Below are 3,280 nucleotides of genomic sequence, written 5' to 3' on the forward strand. Positions count from 1 at the left end.
TGCCGCTGATGGCGGCCGGCGCGGTCGGCGTGGTCAGCGTGACCGCGCACGTGGCCACCCGCCAGTTCCGGGAACTCGTCGATGCGGCACTGGCGGGGGACTTCGCCACCGCACGCCGGCTGCACTTCGAACTGGACCCGGTCATCCGGGCGGTGATGACACACATCCAGGGTGCGGTCGCCGCCAAGCAGATTTTGAAGTGGCAGGGCGTCCTGCCCAATTCGGTGGTCCGGCTCCCGCTGGTGGAACCGACCGAGGCCGAGCTCGCGCCGGTCCGCGCCGACCTGGCCGAGGCCGGCCTGGCGCTGGGGGTCTGACCGCCCGATGAGCGAGTCCACCATCACCCAGTTGCGCACGCCGCCGCTGCTTGAACCGGGGACGCTCCGGATCGTTCCTCTCGGCGGGCTCGGGGAAATCGGCCGCAACATGGCGGTCTTCGAGATCGACTCCAGGCTGCTGGTGGTTGACTGCGGCGTGCTGTTCCCGGAAGAGCACCAGCCGGGGGTGGACCTGATCCTGCCGGACTTCTCGTACATCGAGGACCGGCTCGACGACGTCGTCGGGGTGGTCCTGACCCACGGGCACGAAGACCACATCGGCGCCGTCCCGTACCTGCTGCGGATGCGGCAGGACATCCCGCTGATCGGTTCCCAGCTGACCCTGGCCCTGGTCGAGGCGAAGCTGGCCGAGCACCGGATCAAACCGCAGACCCTCACCGTCGCGGAGGGCCAGATCGAGCAGTTCGGTCCCTTCGAATGCGAATTCGTGGCGGTCAACCACTCGATCCCGGACGCCTTGGCGGTCTTCATCCGCACCGCGGCCGGCACCGTGCTGCACACCGGCGACTTCAAGATGGACCAGTTGCCGCTGGACGGACGCATCACGGACCTGCGCGCGTTCGCCCGGCTGGGGGAGGAGGGCGTGGATCTCTTCATGGCCGACTCCACGAACGCCGACGTCCCCGGCTTCACCACGGCCGAGAAGGAAATCGGCCCGGTGCTGGAGCGCCTGTTCGGGCAGGTGCAAAAACGCATCATCGTCGCCTCCTTCGCGTCCCACGTGCACCGCGTGCAGCAGGTGCTCGACGCCGCCGCGGCCCACGGCCGGCATGTGGCGTTCGTCGGCCGCTCCATGGTGCGGAACATGGGCATCGCCGCCAAACTGGGCTACCTGAACGTTCCCGAGGGCATCCTCGTGGACCTGAAAAACGTTGAGGACTTCCCGGACGACCGGATCGTGCTGATGTCCACCGGGTCGCAAGGCGAGCCGATGGCGGCGCTGTCGCGGATGGCCAACGGCGACCACCGTGTGCAGGTCGGCGCGGGGGACACGGTGATCCTGGCGTCGTCGTTGATCCCGGGCAACGAGAACGCCGTCTTCCGGGTGATCAACGGCCTGCTCAAGCTTGGCGCCGACGTCATCCACAAGGGCAACGCCAAGGTACATGTGTCCGGCCACGCCGCGGCCGGGGAACTGCTGTACTGCTACAACATCCTGCGGCCCAAAAACGCCCTCCCGGTGCACGGCGAGACCCGCCACCTGATTGCAAACGGGCGGCTGGCCGAGCAAACCGGCGTGCCCGCCGGGAACGTGCTGCTCGCGGACGACGGATCGGTGATCGACCTGAAGGACGGCACGGCCCGGATTGTCGGCCAGATCGAATGCGGCTACGTGTATGTGGACGGATCCAGCATCGGTGAAATCACCGACGCCGACCTCAAGGACCGCCGGATCCTGGGCGAGGAGGGCTTCATCTCCGTCATCACCGTGGTCAACCGCAGCACCGGCCAGATCGTCTCCGGTCCCGAAATCCATGCGCGCGGGTTCGCCGAGGACGATTCGGTGTTCGACGACATCAAACCCAGGATCATCGCCGCCCTCGAAGAAGCCGTGGTCACCAACATGGACCACACGACCTACCAGCTGCAGCAGGTCGTGCGCCGGGTGATCGGCACGTGGGTGAACAAACGGCACCGCCGCCGGCCAATGATCGTTCCCGTGGTCCTGGAGGCCTGATCCCGCACCCGGCGCAGCCGATCCGCCGGAGCCAAATCCCGCGGATCACGCCGGGCAGCCGGTAACCTAGCCACTATGGCGACTCGTACTTCCCCTGCCCGAAAAGGCACCCAGCAGTCGCGCGGTAAGGCTACAGGCACCACTGCGCGCTCCTCCTCGGGGCGTTCCAGCAAGACCAAGGTGCTCGAGGTGCAGCCCCAGGAAGAGCAACTGCCGCTGCTGGCCCGGCTGATCCAGGGGCTGTGGATGGCCGTGGCGCGTCCGGTGGCCGCGGGCGTCCGGAAGCTGGGCCCCGATGTGCGGCCCGACCCCGCACTGCGCCGCGACGGCACCGGCTTCTTCCTGCTGCTGCTGGCCGGCTGCGTGGCCACCGTCGAGTGGTGGGCGCTCGACGGCTGGTTCGGAGACGCCGTGCACGCCATGGCCGGCGGGACCTTCGGCTGGATGGCGCTGGTGCTGCCCGTGCTGCTGGTGATCATGGCCGTGCGCCTGATGCGCTGCCCGGAGGACTCTCCCGCCAACAGCCGCATCTCCATCGGCCTTATCCTGGCGCTGGCGTCCGGTTCCGGGCTGGCCCACGTGATCGGCGGCCAGCCCGCCCTCGCCGACGGCTTCGATGCCTTGTGGGCGGCCGGCGGCATGGCCGGGTTCCTGCTTGCCGCGCCGCTTGCAGCGGTCAACACCTGGCTGGCGGTGGCCTTCTACGCACTGCTGGCCTTCACCAGCATCCTGATCGTGACCGCCACGCCGTTCCGCCACATACCCATGCGCCTGCGGATGCTCTACGAACACCTGATGGGCCAGGACCCGTCGGCAGAAGCCGGGTACCGGCCGGCCGCCGACGGGCATGACCAGAGCTACCTCTACGCCGACGACGCCCCGGCCAAGGAACCCAAGCCGCGGCGCAAGCTCTTCGGCAAGCGCAAGGCCGAAGAGACCGACGGCGGCGAGGACGAGGGTTTCTTCTTCGACGAGGCGTTCGAAACACCGGTGATCGAGGCCGGGGAGCCGGAGGAAGAATCCGGAACGGAGCAGGCGGCACCGGCCGTGCCGCCGGGAGTTCGCAGGCCCACCCAGGCCGAGCTCGCCGTCGAAAAAATCAAGCGCAACCAGGGGCTGGTACCGGAAGGCGCCACCGAGGCGCTGCCGGTGCTGCCTGCCGCCGCCCACAACCTTCCCGTTGCGCACGGCCTTGTTGAAATCATCGATGTGCTTGTAGCCGAAGTTGGCGAGGTCGTCGTAGCGGGTGTCCATCTCCCGAACC

3 protein-coding genes are annotated in these 3,280 nt (G+C 68.2%); all 3 read left to right on the forward strand.

Annotation, left to right across the window (positions count from 1 at the left end):
• Nucleotides 1-317, forward strand: a 317-nt coding sequence (locus tag AC5RUJ_RS13055; RefSeq protein ID WP_494155971.1) for a dihydrodipicolinate synthase family protein, incomplete at its 5' end; no start/stop codon positions are given.
• Nucleotides 318-324: 7 nt separating this feature from the next.
• Nucleotides 325-2,016, forward strand: a complete 1,692-nt coding sequence (locus AC5RUJ_RS13060) for a ribonuclease J (protein ID WP_494026356.1) — start codon at nucleotides 325-327, stop codon at nucleotides 2,014-2,016.
• A 75-nt stretch (nucleotides 2,017-2,091) separates the two neighbouring features.
• The coding region (locus tag AC5RUJ_RS13065; RefSeq protein WP_494155972.1) for a DNA translocase FtsK 4TM domain-containing protein at nucleotides 2,092-3,280 on the forward strand (1,189 nt) is incomplete at its 3' end.

The organism is Arthrobacter sp. Y3223164 (assembly GCF_059091005.1).

What these genes read in the sequence shown, in the direction of transcription:
- AC5RUJ_RS13060 (WP_494026356.1), top strand. Translation starts at nt 325, where the DNA reads ATGAGCGAGTCCACCATCACCCAGTTGCGCACGCCGCCGCTGCTTGAA.